Genomic DNA, 17213 nt, shown 5'->3' on the forward strand with positions numbered 1-17213 from the left:
TGTCCACAATACGGATTTTTAGGAGATGGCTCGGGCCGGCTTGTGGACTTTGTGGACAGCTGTTCTCTGCCCATCTGATGCTCACAGCTTATCCACAGATTGGGCCAATCAGCGGCTCCTTAGAAGCGATTGGAATCATTTCGTGATTCAAAACCTTCAACAGAAACTGGCGAGGCCGGGAAAATTTGTCCTGCGCCGGCGAGCGACGCGCGACAAATCGTATCTTCAGTGGATGGATTTTAATCCTTGATAGTCACCGACTCTAAGAAATAGAAACCTTTTAAAATATCTTTGTTTTTTTATAGGGAAGAAGCGCTTGAGCGAAACGCGCCGGAAAATTCTGAGAGTTCTCGACGGTGAAACTCTCACGCCTCCGCCAGTCTGGCTTATGAGACAGGCAGGACGGTACCTGCCGGAATACAGACAAACGCGCCAGACCGCCGGAAGTTTCCTCGACCTCTGTTATTCTCCCGAGCATGCCGTCGAAGTGACATTGCAGCCGATCCGGCGCTACGCCTTCGATGCCGCAATCCTGTTCTCGGATATTCTCGTCATTCCCGATGCTATGAAGCGCAACGTTCGCTTTACCGAGGGGCATGGACCGGAGATGGATCCGATCGACGAAGGCGGTATCGCAAATCTTAGCGATGAGGACATCGTTTCCTATTTGCAGCCGGTCATGGAGACCGTCAGACGCCTGCGCGCTGAGCTTCCCACCGAAACGACACTGCTCGGCTTCTGTGGAGCTCCCTGGACGGTTGCGACCTATATGATTGCCGGCAAGGGCACACCAGATCAGGCCCCTGCCCGGCTGTTCGCCTACAAGCATCCGAAAGCCTTCGAGCGTCTGCTGATGCTGTTGGCCGACGTCTCCGCGGATTATCTGGTGGCGCAGATCGATGCTGGTGCCGATGCCGTTCAGATCTTCGACTCCTGGGCTGGTGTTCTCGGAGAGAAGGAATTCGCGGCATACGCGATCCGCCCGGTGGCGCGGATGATTGCCTCGATCCGATCCCAGCGGCCAAAGGCCAAGATCATCGCCTTTGCCAAGGGCGCCGGTTATCAGCTGAAGGATTACCGGCAGAAGACCGGCGCTGATGCGATCGGGCTCGACTGGTCGGTGCCGCTTGCCTTTGCCCAGGAGCTGCAGAAGGATGGTCCCGTCCAGGGTAATCTCGATCCGATGCGCGTCGTTGCCGGCGGTAAAGCTCTGGAGGAAGGGATCGATGAAATTCTCGATAGGCTCGGGAACGGACCGCTGATCTTCAATCTCGGTCATGGCATCACGCCGCAGGCTGACCCTGAGAACGTGCGGCTGCTTGTCGAACGCGTGCGCGGATCGCGAGGCTGAGGATGGAGAAGCAGACCGATGCCCGGCCAGGCGCCTATGCCCGCCGACGCGCTCATTTCGCGCTGATCTTCTTTGCGCTTCTGGCAGTTGGGCTTTTCGCCTGGAACCCGGAGAACCTCTATCTCTGGATCAAGGCGCTGCACATCATCGCAGTGATTTCCTGGATGGCCGGGCTGTTCTACATGCCCCGGCTTTTCATCTATCACACGGATGCGGAGCCGGGCTCCGCGCAGTCCGAGACCTTCAAGGTGATGGAGCGCCGGCTGCTGAAGATCATCATGAACCCGGCAATGATGCTGACCTGGATTTTCGGGCTCTATCTCGCGTGGTCGGTCTATGGTTTCCAGGGCGGCTGGCTCCATGCGAAGATCGGCCTCGTCGTTCTCTTGACGGGCGTGCACGTGTTCTTCAGCCGGGCTGTCCGGGACTTCGCAGCCGACCGGAACAGGCGTTCGGCGCGCTATTGGCGGTTCATGAACGAGGCGCCGACGGCGCTGATGATGCTGATCGTTATCCTCGTCGTGGTGAAGCCTTTTTAGGGGCTGTGGCGGTCTCAGGTTAAATTTGCTTCATTTTAAGCAGCCCCCTTGCGGCGCCTTATCTTAGTCGCTATTTTCCGCGCATCTCATCTTCGTGGCATGTGTTTTGAGTTCAGTCGTCTGCGAGCCTTTCGCGAGACCGAATACGTCCCGACATAGCCTTCCCCCTTTGAAATATAGAGTAATGGTCACTTCATGGCTGAAATGAAGCTTCAGGAACTTAAGAGTAAATCCCCGACCGATCTTCTGGCCTTTGCCGAATCGCTCGAGGTCGAAAATGCAAGTACAATGCGCAAACAGGAATTGATGTTTGCGATCCTGAAGGTTCTTGCCAGCCAGGACGTTGAAATCATCGGCGAAGGCGTCGTCGAAGTTCTGCAGGACGGTTTTGGTTTCTTGCGTTCTGCAAACGCCAACTATTTGCCTGGTCCTGACGATATCTACATTTCCCCCTCGCAGATCCGCCGCTTCTCGCTGAAGACCGGCGATACCGTCGAGGGCCCGATCCGTGGACCGAAGGAAGGCGAGCGTTACTTCGCGCTGCTCAAGGTCAACACGATCAATTTCGACGACCCGGAAAAGATCCGTCACAAGGTTCACTTCGACAACCTGACGCCGCTTTATCCGAACGAGCGCTTCCGTATGGAGCTCGACATCCCGACGTCGAAGGATCTCTCTTCGCGCGTCATCGATCTTGTGGCTCCGCTCGGCAAGGGCCAGCGTGGTCTGATCGTCGCTCCGCCGCGCACCGGTAAGACGGTTCTGCTGCAGAACATCGCGCATTCGATCACCGCAAACCATCCTGAATGCTATCTGATTGTTCTCCTCATCGATGAACGTCCGGAAGAAGTGACGGATATGCAGCGCTCGGTGAAGGGCGAAGTCGTTTCCTCGACTTTCGACGAGCCGGCGGTCCGCCACGTCCAGGTTGCCGAAATGGTCATCGAGAAGGCCAAGCGCCTTGTCGAGCATGGCCGTGACGTCGTCATCCTGCTCGATTCGATCACCCGCCTCGGCCGCGCCTACAACACCGTCGTACCGTCCTCGGGCAAGGTCTTGACCGGTGGTGTCGATGCAAACGCCCTGCAGCGTCCGAAGCGTTTCTTCGGTGCTGCGCGTAACATCGAAGAAGGCGGATCGCTGACGATCATTGCGACTGCGCTGATCGACACCGGCAGCCGTATGGACGAAGTCATCTTCGAAGAATTCAAGGGTACCGGCAACTCGGAAATCGTGCTTGACCGCAAGGTCGCCGATAAGCGCATCTTCCCGGCGATGGATATCCTCAAGTCCGGCACGCGTAAGGAAGACCTGCTGGTGCCGCGCCAGGATCTGCAGAAGATCTTTGTTCTGCGCCGTATCCTTGCACCGATGGGAACCACCGATGCGATCGAGTTCCTGATCGACAAGCTGAAGCAGACGAAGAACAATCCGGATTTCTTCGACTCGATGAACACGTAGTCTTTAGCCGGATTCATCTGGCAAGCCGGTCGCGAATAGCGGCCGGCTTTGTCATTTGTACAGAAAGAGGCGATCTGGGAAATGCCAGGAGAGACGATCTACGCGCTGTCGAGTGGCGGATTGCCGTCCGGTGTTGCGGTCATCCGCATCAGCGGCCCTGCCACATCCGTCATCCTTCAGGACCTGATCGGCAGTGTCCCCGCTCCGAGATTAGCAAGCCTTCGAACGATTCGTGACCGGAACGGTCTATCGATCGATTCGGGTCTCATACTATTCTTCCCCTCTCCGGCCTCTTTCACCGGCGAAGACTGCGCCGAGCTTCAGGTTCACGGCGGCCGGGCCGTTGTGCAGCGTCTCGTATCAAGACTTGGCGAATTCCCGGCGACGCGCATGGCGTTTGAGGGAGAGTTTTCCCGTCGGGCTTTTGAGAATGGAAAGCTGGATCTCGTCGAGGTCGAGGGACTTGCCGATCTTATCGCGGCGGAGACCGAGATGCAGCGCCGTCTGGCCGTTGAGCACAGCTCCGGTCACCTGTCCACTCTATACGATTCGTGGGCGAAACGATTGACGCGGTGCCGTGCATTGATCGAAGCGGAGCTGGATTTCGCTGATGAGGATGATGTGCCAGGCTCGGTCTCCGACCAGGTCTGGGCAGAGGTTGCTGTTCTCAGAGTTGCTGTTGAAACGCATCTCTCGGATGCAGCAGCCGGTGAAATCATCCGGGATGGTTTTAAGGTCGTCATTGCCGGCGCGCCGAACGCTGGGAAATCGTCTTTGATGAATGCGCTGGCGCAGCGCGATCTGGCGATCGTCACGGATGTCGCGGGCACGACCCGGGACGTGCTGCAAGTCGATCTCGATATCGGCGGATATCTTGTGAAGCTCTATGATACGGCGGGTTTGAGAGAGACAGACGAGCTCGTCGAGCGTGAGGGCATTCGCCGCGCCGAGAACATGGTTGCCGAGGCCGATCTGGTGCTGTATCTGCATGACCTATCTGTTGGTGCCGCGGTTTCAACACCTGCTGATCCGCGCGTCTTGACCGTGGGGACGAAGGCAGACCTGGTGCCGGCTAGGAACGAGCTTGATTTTTCAATCTCCGTTCAGACCGGTGCCGGGCTTCAAGAGCTTCGGTCGATGATTGGCCGCCGGATTGAACAGATGGTCCGGCCAGATAGTTTCTCATTGCCGAGCAGGCTCCGCCATAAGGATTCGCTGGCGGAATGTTTGTCGGCGATTGAGCGATCTCTTCGTACGGATGGCCCTGTTGATCTCGATTTGAGGGCTGAAGAGTTGCGGATCGCGGCAAATGCCCTTGGCCGCATCACCGGCCGTGTGGATGTGGAAAACCTGCTTGACGTGATCTTCTCCGAATTCTGCATTGGAAAATGATTCACGTGAAACACCGGACGAACGTCACTTGCGTGAGTTTCACGTGAAACGTCTGAAACAAACTTGGTTTGGCTCATGAAATACGATGTCATTATCATAGGCGGCGGTCATGCCGGAACAGAGGCTGCAAGCGCCGCTGCGCGTCTGGGTGCTAAGACGGCGCTCGTTACCCACCGGCGTGATACGATCGGGGTGATGTCCTGTAACCCCGCGATCGGTGGCCTTGGCAAGGGACACCTTGTTCGAGAGGTTGATGCGCTTGACGGGCTCATGGGCCGGGTCGCCGATGCAGCTGGTATCCAGTTCCGCATGCTCAATCGCAAGAAAGGCCCGGCCGTCCGGGGCCCCCGTACACAGGCCGATCGCAAGCTTTATCGCGAAGCGATGCTGCGGGAAATCGAAGCGATCGACAATCTTGATATCATCGAAGGCGACGCGTTCGACCTGGCGACCGCGGACGGGGCCGTTACCGGTGTCATCATGAAAGATAGCCGGATTCTTTTATGCCGTGCGGTTGTTCTGACGACCGGAACTTTTCTTCGTGGCCTGATCCACATTGGCGATACAAAGATTCCCGCCGGCCGCGTCGGCGAGGATCCTTCGATGGGCCTATCAGGCACGCTTCAGCGTCTTGGCATTTCGCTCGGGCGTTTGAAGACCGGAACGCCAGCTCGTCTGGATAGCCGCACCATCGATTGGGCGAGTGTCGGCCGCCAGGGCGCCGATGACGAGTTGACGCCGTTCTCGTTTATGACCGACAAAATTACCAATACACAAGTCGATTGCGGCGTAACCCGTACGACCGAGGCAACGCATCGGATCATCAGTGAGAACATTAGCAAGTCTGCGATGTATTCCGGGCAGATCGAGGGTGTCGGCCCGCGCTACTGCCCGTCAATTGAAGATAAGATCGTCAAGTTTGGTGAACGCGACGGGCATCAGATTTTTCTCGAGCCTGAAGGCCTCGACGATCATACGGTTTATCCGAATGGGATTTCGACTTCCCTGCCCGCCGATATACAGGATCAGTTTATCCGTACGATCCCAGGTCTAAAGGCCGTGACGATCCTGCAGCCGGGTTATGCCATCGAGTATGACCACGTCGATCCTCGGGAGCTGACACCGTCACTGGAAGTCAAGAAACTATCGGGGCTTTTCTTGGCGGGACAGATCAACGGTACGACGGGTTACGAGGAGGCCGCTGCCCAAGGGTTGGTGGCGGGGCTGAATGCTGCGCGCCTGGCTGGCGGCAGCGATCCGATCTACCTTAGCCGGACCAATTCCTACATTGGCGTGATGATTGATGATCTGACATCGCGCGGTGTTGCAGAGCCTTATCGCATGTTTACATCGCGAGCGGAGTACCGGCTGTCGCTGAGAGCGGACAATGCCGACGTCCGCTTGACGCCTCTTGGACAAAAAATTGGCTGCGTAGCGACGGCGCGATCAGTTCGCTTTGACGCGTATAAGGGCGAGCTCGACGAAGCCCGCAGGCTGCTTCAGTCGTTGGAGACAACACCGAACGAGGCTCGCAAAGCCGGGCTGATGCTGAATCAGGATGGCCAGCGCCGCACGGCCTATGAGCTGCTGTCCTATCCGGATCATGACACTGAGAAGCTCGCTTCGATCTGGCCGGAGCTTCGGTCATTGCCCGCCAACGTGGCCGAGGCGATGGATATCGAGGCGTCATACGCGGTGTATATGAAGCGGCAAGCCGTTGATATTGCGGACATAAAGCGTGACGAAGACCGCACGATACCGGCAGACTTCGACTATTCGGTGCTCTCAGGCCTATCCAATGAGCTGAAGCAGAAACTGAAGCGCGCGCAGCCTTTCAATATCGCTCAGGCGGCGAAAGTCGATGGTATGACGCCGGCGGCGATATCACTCTTGCTTGTCCACCTCCGGCGAGCCGACATGGCGCGCGCTATCTGATACACGCGGAAAGAGTCCTCGAATGAACCTGAACGGTCAAAGTGTTTCACGTGAAACACAGTTTCGCCTTGAGCATTTTCTTCAGCTCTTCCAGAAGTGGGCAAAGACCATCAATCTCGTTGCACCGTCGACCTTGGCCGATGCTTGGGATCGGCATATCGTCGATAGCGCTCAGATCTTTCAATTGAGCTCCGATGCGAAAGTCTGGGTGGATCTCGGAAGTGGCGGCGGCTTTCCTGGTATCATCTCGGCCATCCTCCTCGCGGAACAGAAGGACGGCTGGGTGCATCTCGTGGAGAGTAATAACAAGAAGGCGTCATTCTTGCGGCTTGCGTTACGGGAAACAGGTGCGCGGGGTTCCGTCCATGCCGTGCGGATCGAAGATGTCTACCGCGAGGTCGGCGATTGCGATGCGATTTCCGGCCGCGCGCTTGCCGATCTCGACAAGTTACTGGAGTTTTCGCTGCCCTGGATGCAGAAGAATGAGAAATGTCGGGCTTTCTTCCATAAAGGCCGGGATTACCAGAGCGAGATTGCGAAAGCGCATGGCCGATGGCAATTCGATCTGGTAGAACATACCAGTGTCGTCGAGCGGGATTCCATTATTCTTGAGATTTCCGAACTCCGGCGCTTGGTTTAACGATTTTGGATCATCAAACGATGGCTGGCGAACGCAACCGGATTATCACCATTGCAAACCAAAAGGGTGGCGTCGGCAAGACGACAACGGCGATCAATCTCGCTACCGCCCTCGCCRCGATCGGTGAGCGCGTCCTGATCGTCGATCTGGATCCCCAGGGAAATGCCAGCACCGGACTTGGTATTGATCGGAAGAGCCGGCTGGTCTCGTCCTATGATCTCCTTATCGGCGAAGCCGGAGTTCGCGAAACTGCGCAGCAGACGGCAGTTCCGAACTTGTTCATTGTGCCATCGACCATGGATCTTCTTGGTATCGAGATGGAGATTGCACAGCAATCGGATCGGGTCTTTAAGCTGAAGAAGGCTCTCGCATCCGAGGAAGCTTTTGATTTCTCATATATAATTCTTGATTGCCCGCCGTCGTTCAACCTGTTGACGATGAATGCGATGGCTGCGGCACATTCGGTGCTTGTGCCGCTTCAATGCGAATTCTTTGCGCTTGAAGGTCTCAGCCAGCTATTGGAAACTGTCGATCAGGTTCGCCGCACGGTCAATCCGCGGCTCGACATTCAGGGTATCGTCCTGACAATGTTTGATGCCCGAAACAATCTGGCGCAGCAGGTTGTCAACGACGTCCGGACGCATCTGGGTGATAAGGTATACCACACGTTGATTCCGAGGAATGTTCGCGTTTCTGAGGCGCCATCTTACGGAAAGCCGGCGATCCTCTATGATCTGAAATGTGCCGGCAGTCAGGCTTATCTGCAGCTCGCGTCGGAGGTTATCCAGCGCGAACGCCAACGCCTCGCGGCGTGAATTGTAAAGCGAGTATCAGACGATGAACGACGATGTCTCAAAGCGCCGTCTGGGGCGCGGTCTTGCAGCCCTTATCGGCGAAATGGATCAGCCGTTGCCTGTCGAGGGTGAAAAGCCGAATGTGAGCGCTGACCGGTTGATTCCAATCGAATTTGTCAGCCGCAACCCGCGCAACCCACGGCGTTTCTTCGATGATAGCGAGCTTCACGATCTCGCGAGCTCCATCCGGCAGCATGGCATCGTTCAGCCGATCGTTGTTCGCACATCCACCGAAGGCCGGTTTGAGATTATAGCCGGCGAAAGACGCTGGCGCGCCGCGCAGCTTGCCGGGCTGGTGGAAATCCCGGTGCTGGTGCGCGATGTTGACGATAAGACCGCGCTGGAGATTGCGATCGTTGAGAACGTTCAACGTTCCGATCTCAATGCACTTGAAGAAGCGCTCGGCTATGAGCAGCTGATTGCCGAATACGGATATACACAGAATGATCTTGGCGAGATCATCGGCAAGAGCCGCAGCCATGTGGCAAATTCGTTGCGGCTGTTGAAGCTGCCGGATCCCGTTCGTGACCTTCTTGCCGCAGGCAGCCTGTCCGCCGGTCACGCCCGTGCACTTGTCTCGACATCAGATCCGGCTCTGCTGGCGAAGACGATCGTTGCCAAGGGCATGTCGGTGCGCGATGCAGAACGCCTGGCGCAAAACGACATCAAGGCGCAGTCGGAGCCGAAGAACAGTGGTCCGCGGCTTGATCAGAAGGATTCGGACACGATTGCTCTGGAGCGAACGCTCTCCGACACGCTGGGGCTTGACGTGACGATCAATCACAAGGCATCCGGCGGCCAAATCAAGATTGCCTACAAGTCGCTCGAACAACTGGAAGAAATATGCAGGCTGCTGGAGCGCCGTTGATCAGGCCCTTCGGCCTGATTGCAGTGTTGTAGACAGCAGGGTTTGAAGGGCAATACTGTCTTCCAGGCTTTGCCGTCTGCGTGTCTGCAGAATGGCGGCCTGCAAGCGGCCCGTCTCGCGCGCAATGGCGTCCGCCGACCAGGTCCGCAATGCTTGCTCGATAATCGGTTTGCGGCGGAAATGCAGGTGACGTCCTAGCGTTTGCATCACCTGACCGGGTGGAAGCCGTTTCTCATCCATTTCCGCACGCATGGTGTCGAGCAGCTGAAACTGCTTCAGACATGCCTGAATGACGAGAAAGATCGCGGTCTTTGAAGCTGTGATCTTCTGCATCGCATGCAGGAAAGTCGATGTGTTTCCGCTCAGGATCGCATCGACCGCGTCATCGACGGAGACGGCACTGGCGTCCCCGATGATCTCGTTGACGTGATGTTCTTCCACCGTCTCCATGCCGCGGCAATAGAGCGCCAGCTTGCGGACTTCGTTGCGCGAAGCGATACGATCTCCGCCAATGAGCTCAACGAGTGCCTGCCGGGCCGCCGTGGTGACGCGCAGGCCTTCTGCTGCGAGCTCGTTGTCGATCAGGGCGTTAAGGGCGCGCGCGTCGTCTGCGTAGCAGGGTATCGTCGCAACACTGCGCGCTGTTTCGGCGATTTTGCGAAGCAAGGCACCTTTCTTCAGGTCGCCGGCTTCGATGATGACAGAGGTTCCCTCCAGCGGTTTTTCGGAAAGTTGCTGGAGCGAATCGACAAGATACTTCTCGTTCGCTGCGCCGCGGATCCAGATCAGTTTCTGACCGCCGAAAAGACCGATAGATCCGGCCTCGTCGATCAGGCGGCCGGGGTCCTTCTGCAGGTCGCCAATATCCAGTTTGATCAGCGAAAAGGGATCGTCGAGAGCGACACCCGTTTTGGCGGCAATCTGCGACGCGCGTTCAGACACCAGGCCGCGATCCGGGCCGTAGATGACGAAAAGCCGATAGATCGTGGCGGAGCGTTGAAGGAAACCTTCAAACTCGTGGGACTTGATCTCCGCCACTGCTCTCTCCTCAGCGGCCGAGTGCGGCGGCGATATCGAGACTTACGAATTCTGCGGCCTCACGCGCCGCACGGTTTTCTGCGTCGCGGACAGCACGCTGTTTGGCGAATTCCTGTCCCGGATAGTCGAGCAGGGCCGTGGCGTAACGGTTGCCGGCCTTGATCACCTGCGTGTCCTTGTTTGAACGGAGCGTGTAATCGACGCTGACTGTGACGCGTCCTGCCTGGGACGTATCCGAAGACTTCACCAGCAGGGTATCGGTCACGTTCGAACGAACGTGGATCTCGACTTCATACTCCGGATTCTCCGCCTCGCCGGCGCCGCGGCCGGCGATGAAAATCAGCCGGTTGCGCACTTCCTGTTCGACCCGCGATGTCGCCTCGGAAAAGCCGACCGACGAGAGTTTTCCTGCCACGCCCGATGATTCCGAGTAGAGCGGACGGACCTGGCAGGAGCCAAGCAAAGCTGCCGATGCAATGATGAGGCCGAGTGCGGCACGGCGGCCGAGTTTCGAAGCGAAATCAGACGACAATGTTCACAATCCTTTGTGGAACCACGATAATTTTCTTCGGCGCCTGGCCATTCAAGGCACTGATAACCGCATCGAGAGCCAGAACGGCTTCGGTTACGGCATTCTGATCCGCGTCGCGAGAAATTGTCAATTCGGCGCGCTTCTTGCCGTTGATCTGCACCGGCAAAATCACGTCGTTCTCGGTCGTCAGCGCTTCGTCATAGGCCGGCCACACCGCCTGCGCCAACAGGCCGGTATTGCCAAGTGCCGCCCAGCATTCTTCTGCAAGATGCGGGGTCATCGGCGCAACCAGCTGCACGACGATCTGTGCGGCTTCGCGCACGGCCGATCGATAGGCGGCGTCGCCTTCACCGGCGGCAACCTTGGTCAGTGGCGAGGCAATGGCGTTCACCAGCTCGTAAATGCGGGCGACTGCCTTGTTGAACCACAGCTTGTCATAGTCGTTCTGGACGGCTTTCAGCGTCTTGTGAGCAGCCTGCGAGATCGCCAGCGCTTCGCCTTCCTTAGCCGGAGTCGCTGGTACGGCAGCAAGAATTTCAGCTGCCTCCGAAATCAGCCGCCACAGGCGCTGGGTGAAGCGGTGCGCACCTTCGACACCGGCCTCCGACCAGATCACGTCGCGCTCCGGCGGCGAATCCGACAACACGAAGAAGCGTGCAGTGTCAGCGCCGTAGGAGGCGATGATGTCATCAGGATCGACGACGTTCTTCTTCGACTTGGACATCTTCTCGATAGAGCCGATCGATACCTCGTCGCCGCCCTCAAGAAGGAAGGCGCGGCGGGTGCCATCAACCTCTTCGATCCGGATATCCGCGGGCGCCACCCATTCGCCATGAGAGCCGGTCCCGCGGCGATAGGTTTCATGCACGACCATGCCCTGCGTGAAGAGGCCCTTGAAGGGCTCCTTCACATCAACGTGGCCCGTCTCGCGCATGGCGCGGGTGAAGAAGCGCGAATAGAGCAGATGCAGGATCGCGTGTTCGATGCCGCCGATATACTGATCGACCGGCAGCCAGCGATTGGCTGCTGCGGGATCGGTCGGCTGCTTTTCCCACGGCGCGGTGAAGCGTGTGAAATACCAGCTGGAATCGACGAAGGTGTCCATCGTGTCCGTCTCTCGCCGGGCATCCTTGCCGCAATGCGGGCAGGCGACGTGACGCCAGGTCGGATGACGGTCCAGCGGGTTGCCGGGCTGGTCGAAGGTGACATCGGACGGCAGCTGAACCGGCAGATCCTTCTTCGGCACCGGCACGACGCCGCAGTCTTCACAATGGATGACCGGGATCGGGCAGCCCCAGTAGCGCTGGCGGGAGATCCCCCAGTCGCGAAGGCGGAAATTGACCTTTCGCTCTCCTTGCGCTGCGCCACCGATCTGCGTCGAAGACAGCTTTTCCGCCACGATATCGAAGGCTTCGGTCGTAGACTTGCCGTCGAGGAAGCGGGAGTTAATCATCACGCCGTCGCCGTCATATGCGACATCGCCAACCGTGAAGCTGGAAGCGTCACCGTCCCTGGGCATGACGACGGGCACGACCGAGAGGCTGTACTTGCGCGCAAAATCGAGGTCGCGCTGGTCGCCGGAAGGGCAGCCGAAGATGGCACCGGTGCCGTAGTCCATCAGCACGAAGTTTGCGACGTACACAGGCAATTCCCAGGACGCATCCAGCGGATGCCGGACGCGGATTCCGGTGTCGATGCCCTTCTTTTCTGCAGTCTCCAGTGCTGCGAGAGACGTGCCGGCGCGGCGGCATTCCTCGCAGAAAGCGTCGATATCAGCATTCTTTGCTGCCGCTTCCTTCGCCAGCGGATGGTCGGCGGCAATCGCTAGGAAGGATGCGCCGAAGAGGGTATCCGGGCGCGTGGTATAAACAGTGACCTCGGATTCACCGGCCGGTGCGGTCTCGGGTACGATTTCCCAACGGATCGTCAGGCCTTCCGACCGGCCGATCCAGTTTTTCTGCATCAGACGAACCTTCTCCGGCCACTGATCCAGCGTATCGAGCGCGTCCAGCAGGTCCTGGCTGAAGTCTGTGATCTTGAAGAACCATTGTGTCAGTTCGCGCTGCTCGACGAGCGCACCAGAGCGCCAGCCGCGGCCGTCGATGACCTGTTCGTTTGCCAGAACGGTATTATCGACCGGATCCCAATTGACCTTGGACTGCTTGCGGTAAACCAGACCCTTTTCGAGGAAGTCCACGAAGAGATGCTGCTGATGCTGATAGTATTCGACGTCGCAGGTCGCGAATTCGCGGCTCCAATCCAGCGACAGGCCCATGGCCTTCAGCTGCGCCTTCATCGAACCGATGTTCTGATAGGTCCAGGACGCGGGATGAACGCCACGTTCCATGGCGGCATTTTCGGCAGGCATGCCGAAGGCGTCCCAGCCCATCGGGTGCAGAACGTTGTATCCACGGGCGCGCTTGTAGCGGGCAACCACGTCGCCCATGGCATAATTGCGAACGTGGCCCATGTGGATGCGGCCCGATGGATAGGGAAACATTTCGAGGACGTAGTATTTCTCGCGCGGATCGGCATTATCGGTCTCGAAGACCTTTGCCTCGTTCCATTTTTGCTGCCAGCGAGGCTCGGCGTCGCGCGGATTATAACGTTCGGTAGCCATAGTATTCAAATTTCCGGAAAATCAGGGGAAGTTGGTGGTGACCTTCACCACGAAACCACCGTAGCGTCAAGTTTTGAGGGTACAGCAAGTGTCCGGCAAAGCGCCGGAAAAGGTGTTTTCGGCCGGGTGGGTCTTGGCAATCACGCATGCCGCAGTTAGTGCATTGCCAGTATTCTCGCAGCATCATGTCGGAGATCGGCGATGGAACTTCAAGAGCGCCTGAACGAGGTGCGCTTGCGCATTGCGGAAGCAGCGAAGCAGTCGAAGCGCCCTGAGGGTGCGGTGCAGCTCGTAGCCGTCTCGAAAACCTTCGACGCGGAGGCGATCCGGCCGGCGATTGCGGCCGGCCAACTGGTCTTCGGTGAAAACCGCGTGCAGGAAAGCCAAGGCAAATGGCCGGAGCTGAAGAGCGAAACGGCGGGGATCGAGCTCCACCTGATCGGTCCGTTGCAATCCAACAAGGCTCATGATGCCGTTGCACTGTTCGATGTCATCGAGACTGTCGATCGGGAAAAGATCGCCCGCGCACTCGCCGATGCGATGAAGCGGCAGGGCAAGACGGTTCGCCTCTATGTCCAGGTCAATACCGGGCTTGAGCCGCAAAAAGCCGGGATTGCGCCTGATGACACTGCGGCTTTTGTCGATCTCTGCCGTGGCGAACTTGGGCTCGCCATTGAGGGGTTGATGTGCATTCCGCCGGCAGAAGAAAATCCGGGTCCGCATTTTGCCCTCCTCGCCAAACTTGCAAAGACCTGCGGCCTCGAGAAGTTGTCGATGGGTATGTCCGGCGATTACGAGACGGCCGTCGCTTTCGGGGCAACCAGCGTTCGGGTCGGTTCGGCGATCTTCGGTACGCGATAGAACCGCCTTTCGTCGGGCTTCCTGTTCCTCTCTCCCTCCCCTAGATTGGCGTCATCGCTTGCATATCCTGGGGAGGAGCAGATGCAGAGCCTGTATCACGACGTCTATACCGGCTGGAAAGACGATCCTGAACGCTTCTGGCGGGATGCTGCCCAGGCGATCGACTGGTTCGTTGAGCCGAAGCAGATTTTCGCTCCAGAAGACGAGGTCTATGGCCGCTGGTTTGTGGGCGGTGAGACCAATACCTGCTTCAATTGCCTCGACAGGCACGTAGAGGCAGGCCGGGGCAACGAGACGGCCGTCATTTTCGACAGCGCGATGAACGGCGCCAGGGCGCGCTACACATATGCTCAGGTGCTGGAAGAGGTACAGGCGATTGCCGCGACGCTGCGCGATCTCGGCATCGCCAAGGGTGATCGGGTGATCCTCTATATGCCGATGGTGCCGGAGGCGATCTTTTCGATGCTTGCCTGCGCCCGTCTCGGCGCCGTGCATTCGGTGGTCTTTGGCGGTTTTGCTGCAAACGAACTCGCATCCCGAATCGATGATTGCGGTGCCAAGCTGGTGATTACCGCGAGCTGCGGCCTCGAGCCGGGCCGAGTCGTCGCCTATAAACCGCTCGTCGATCAGGCTCTCGCAGTATGCAAGGCGAAGCCGGAGCATTGCCTGGTGTTGCAACGGCCTGAGCTTACTGCGGAATTGCTGCATGGGCGCGACCTTGATTTCGAGGTGGCGGTCGGTCAACGACGCGGGACTGCAGTTGAATGCACGCCGGTGCTGGCAACTGATCCGCTGTACATTCTCTATACATCGGGAACGACAGGACAGCCGAAGGGCGTCGTTCGCGATAATGGCGGGCACATGGTTGCCTTGCACTGGTCGATGGTGAACATCTACGGGCTGAATCCCGGTGACGTGTTCTGGACGGCATCGGATATCGGCTGGGTCGTCGGGCACTCCTATATCGTTTATGCACCGCTGCTCTCAGGTGTCACGACTGTGATCTACGAGGGTAAACCCGTCGGCACGCCGGATGCAGGCGCTTTCTGGCGGGTCGTCTCGGATTACGATGTCCGCGTCCTCTTCACTGCCCCGACCGCTTTTCGGGCGATTCGCCGGGAAGACCCAGATGGCGAGCTTGCCGGCCGCTATCCGAGATCGAAGTTCCGGGCGCTTTTCCTTGCCGGGGAGCGGGCCGATCCGGAAACTCTGAAATGGGCAGAGCTAACACTCGGTGTGCCGGTCATCGATCACTGGTGGCAAACCGAGACCGGATGGCCGATTGCGGCCAATCCCCTGGGGCTCGGCAAACTGCCGGTGAAGCACGGGTCACCATCTGTGCCGATGCCTGGATATGATGTCCGCGTGCTTGATGACGCGGGGCATCCGGTTGCGGCGGGCACACTCGGCAACATTGCCATCAAGCTGCCACTGCCGCCGGGTTGCCTTCCAACGCTATGGCAGGCGGACTCGAGATTTCGAGTTGCCTATCTCGATGAGTTTCCGGGTCACTACAAGACGGCCGACGCCGGCTATATCGATGAGGACGGCTATCTGTTCATCATGGCCCGGACCGATGACATCATCAATTGCGCCGGGCATCGTCTGTCGACCGGGGCGATGGAAGAGATCTGTGCCAAGCATCCGGATGTCGCGGAATGCGCCGTCGTCGGCATTTCTGATTCGCTGAAGGGTCAGGTGCCCTGCGGGTTTCTTGTGCTGAAGAAAGGTGTGCTGCGCGAATCACCGGAGATCGAATCGGAAATCGTTAAGATGATTCGCGACGAGATAGGTCCGGTTGCTGCCTTCAAGACAGCGATTACTGTCGAAAGGTTACCGAAAACGCGCTCCGGAAAGATCTTACGCGGGACGATGCAGAAGATCGCAGACGGCATACCGTGGAAAATGCCTGCAACAATTGACGATCCGGCCATTCTGGACGAGGTCGCAGAAGCCCTGCGGCGCAAGGGGTTAGGTTCCCCGATTATATAGAAAATTTCCTATTCGGTAACAATCATTGACGAGTTATGACCGTCGTTGACGAGTTGTTAACCATGTTCTCATTAGCTTCCACTCAACGGACACCTGATTGCAGGTGAAGCATGAAGCACCGCCCCAGCCGGCCATTGCCGGAATGCTCCTTCATTTTCAAGAGAAGTGGAAAAAGCGATGTCAAGCATCCTGACAAACACGGCTGCAATGTCAGCCCTTCAGACGCTGCGTAACGTAAACCAGAGTCTCCAGACCACTCAGGCGCATGTCTCCTCCGGTCTGCGTGTCGCCAAGGCCGCTGACAACGCGGCATACTGGTCGATTGCCACGACCATGAAATCCGATAACAAGGCTCTCTCGGCCGTTTCCGACGCGCTGGGTCTTGGCGCGGCAAAGGTCGATACGGCCTATTCCGCCATGGACAGCGCGATCGACGTCGTCAGCGAAATCAAGGCGAAGATCGTCGCCGCGACTGAAAAGGGCGTCGACAAATCGAAGATCCAGGAAGAAATCACCCAGTTGCAGGCGCAGCTGAAGAGCATCTCCGAATCCGCTTCCTTCTCGGGCGAGAACTGGGTTGCCGGCGACGGCACAAAGAGCGTCGTCTCCACCTTCGTTCGCGACGGCTCGAATGGCATTTCGGTCAAGATGACCGATTACGTTCTCGATAGCGGTTCGATGGGCAACGTGCTGTTCGGCACCTCCACCGGCGGCATCATCGATACTTCGACGGGCATCCTCGGCACGTCCAACGGCTCGGTCGGTTCGGTATACGCGATGGACATCAGCAAACTGTCTTCCGACGATATTGCGCTCGCACTGAATAATGTCGAGAACGCACTCAAGGCGATGACCAGCGCCGGCTCGCAGTTGGGTTCGATTTCGACGCGTATTCAGCTGCAGGAGAATTTCGTCTCAACGCTCAGCGACTCGATCGAATCGGGTGTCGGGCGACTTGTCGATGCGAACATGGAAGAGGAATCGTCGAAATTGACGGCGCTGCAAACGCAGCAGCAGCTCGCCATCCAGTCGCTGTCGATCGCCAACTCCGCTTCGCAGAACATCCTCTCGCTCTTCCGCAGCTAAGCCCGGAAAAGCGGCCAACAAAAAACCCGCCGGAGCGATCCGGC

At 58.0% G+C, this 17213-nt stretch carries 14 protein-coding genes; 11 read left to right on the forward strand and 3 right to left on the reverse strand.

Translation table 11 applies throughout. From position 1 onward, the window contains the following. Positions 1–316 precede the first annotated feature (316 nt). The 8 genes from hemE (at position 317) to AC1DNK_RS10850 (ending at position 9040) form a co-directional block, all read left to right on the forward strand. Positions 317–1351, forward strand: coding sequence for a uroporphyrinogen decarboxylase (gene hemE, locus AC1DNK_RS10815; RefSeq protein ID WP_477941011.1), 1035 nt, complete (start codon positions 317–319; stop codon positions 1349–1351). Positions 1352–1353: 2 nt separating this feature from the next. Next, positions 1354–1890 carry a protoporphyrinogen oxidase HemJ gene (hemJ, locus tag AC1DNK_RS10820; protein ID WP_477941012.1) on the forward strand — a complete coding sequence of 179 codons (537 nt, stop codon included), beginning with the start codon at positions 1354–1356 and terminating at the stop codon, positions 1888–1890. A gap of 195 nt (positions 1891–2085) precedes the next feature. After that, positions 2086–3351, forward strand: coding sequence for a transcription termination factor Rho (rho, locus tag AC1DNK_RS10825; protein WP_112385999.1), 1266 nt, complete (start codon positions 2086–2088; stop codon positions 3349–3351). Positions 3352–3432: 81 nt separating this feature from the next. Further along, positions 3433–4743, forward strand: a complete 1311-nt coding sequence (gene mnmE / locus AC1DNK_RS10830; protein ID WP_477941014.1) for a tRNA uridine-5-carboxymethylaminomethyl(34) synthesis GTPase MnmE — start codon at positions 3433–3435, stop codon at positions 4741–4743. 75 nt (positions 4744–4818) lie between these two features. Continuing rightward, positions 4819–6678, forward strand: coding sequence for a tRNA uridine-5-carboxymethylaminomethyl(34) synthesis enzyme MnmG (gene mnmG, locus AC1DNK_RS10835; protein ID WP_477941016.1), 1860 nt, complete (start codon positions 4819–4821; stop codon positions 6676–6678). A 22-nt stretch (positions 6679–6700) separates the two neighbouring features. Beyond that, positions 6701–7318 carry a 16S rRNA (guanine(527)-N(7))-methyltransferase RsmG gene (gene rsmG, locus AC1DNK_RS10840; protein ID WP_477941018.1) on the forward strand — a complete coding sequence of 206 codons (618 nt, stop codon included), beginning with the start codon at positions 6701–6703 and terminating at the stop codon, positions 7316–7318. A 20-nt stretch (positions 7319–7338) separates the two neighbouring features. Continuing rightward, on the forward strand, positions 7339–8133 hold the full coding sequence (locus AC1DNK_RS10845) for a ParA family protein (protein WP_477941020.1): 795 nt from the start codon (positions 7339–7341) through the stop codon (positions 8131–8133). Positions 8134–8155: 22 nt separating this feature from the next. Further along, on the forward strand, positions 8156–9040 hold the full coding sequence (locus tag AC1DNK_RS10850; RefSeq protein WP_477941022.1) for a ParB/RepB/Spo0J family partition protein: 885 nt from the start codon (positions 8156–8158) through the stop codon (positions 9038–9040). Here AC1DNK_RS10850 and holA read toward each other — a convergent pair whose 3' ends face one another. From holA to leuS, 3 genes are read right to left on the reverse strand one after another with little or no spacing between them, the layout of a single operon-like run. Beyond that, complete coding sequence (gene holA, locus AC1DNK_RS10855) at positions 9041–10078, reverse strand: DNA polymerase III subunit delta (RefSeq protein ID WP_477941025.1); 1038 nt, start codon at positions 10076–10078, stop codon at positions 9041–9043. Positions 10079–10088: 10 nt separating this feature from the next. Then, positions 10089–10610 (reverse strand): LPS assembly lipoprotein LptE, encoded by a 522-nt coding sequence (gene lptE / locus AC1DNK_RS10860; RefSeq protein ID WP_477941026.1) that lies wholly within the window; start codon positions 10608–10610, stop codon positions 10089–10091. Then, positions 10600–13230 (reverse strand): leucine--tRNA ligase, encoded by a 2631-nt coding sequence (gene leuS, locus AC1DNK_RS10865; protein WP_477941028.1) that lies wholly within the window; start codon positions 13228–13230, stop codon positions 10600–10602. Before leuS ends, lptE begins: the two co-directional genes overlap by 11 nt. A 201-nt stretch (positions 13231–13431) precedes the next feature. On the opposite strand from leuS, the gene AC1DNK_RS10870 reads away from it, so the two are divergent. The 3 genes from AC1DNK_RS10870 to AC1DNK_RS10880 all read left to right on the forward strand — a co-directional run bounded on the left by AC1DNK_RS10870 (position 13432) and on the right by AC1DNK_RS10880 (position 17169). Next, positions 13432–14091 (forward strand): YggS family pyridoxal phosphate-dependent enzyme, encoded by a 660-nt coding sequence (locus tag AC1DNK_RS10870; protein ID WP_477941030.1) that lies wholly within the window; start codon positions 13432–13434, stop codon positions 14089–14091. A gap of 81 nt (positions 14092–14172) precedes the next feature. Then, positions 14173–16083, forward strand: a complete 1911-nt coding sequence (locus AC1DNK_RS10875) for a propionyl-CoA synthetase (RefSeq protein WP_477941032.1) — start codon at positions 14173–14175, stop codon at positions 16081–16083. Between the two features lie 177 nt (positions 16084–16260). Continuing rightward, positions 16261–17169, forward strand: a complete 909-nt coding sequence (locus AC1DNK_RS10880; RefSeq protein ID WP_112385988.1) for a flagellin N-terminal helical domain-containing protein — start codon at positions 16261–16263, stop codon at positions 17167–17169. Positions 17170–17213 lie beyond the last annotated feature (44 nt).

This window comes from Rhizobium sp. 01N424 (genome assembly GCF_056399485.1).